Below are 479 nucleotides of genomic sequence, written 5' to 3' on the forward strand. Positions count from 1 at the left end.
GTTGAGGTCGAAGCGCATCGCAGCGTAAGCGGACGCGCCGTGAAAGACGCCATCATGCTCGAGCAGCGGCGGAATCACGAGCACGTCGTTGCGCTGCATGTCGAACGACCAGTGGGCGACGCGCTCTTCGGCGGCCAGCAACATTCCCACGATCAACTTGTCGTCGCGGGAGCTGCGCTGCGTGCGCATGCCGAGGTTGAACGCGCCGATGCTGAGCGAGAAAGCGCCGATACCGATATGCGACAATCTCCCCCGCAGCCGTCCGCGCCCACGCTGCATCACGTCGACATGCGAGCCGTGAACGGCCTGATGAAGGTCTTCGAACCCGTCGAGCCTGCGCGAATCGACCAGAAGAAACTGCCCCATGGCCCTACCTTGTTACTGAACCGCGCCAATTCTGCGGCGGCCAAAAGCACAATACCACTACAACGCGAGGTGGGTGCGATCGGCTGACTTCGCGTTTTAAAGCAAATCATCGC

The 479-nt window shown here is 61.4% G+C and carries 1 protein-coding gene; it reads right to left on the minus strand.

All coding sequences use genetic code 11. The features are described 5' to 3' along the window. Positions 1–366, minus strand: a 366-nt coding sequence (locus KVP70_RS33220; RefSeq protein ID WP_217946709.1) for a hypothetical protein, incomplete at its 3' end; no start/stop codon positions are given. Between the last annotated feature and the right edge of the window lie 113 nt (positions 367–479).

The organism is Duganella violaceipulchra (assembly GCF_019166075.1).
Lineage (GTDB): Bacteria > Pseudomonadota > Gammaproteobacteria > Burkholderiales > Burkholderiaceae_D > Rugamonas > Rugamonas violaceipulchra.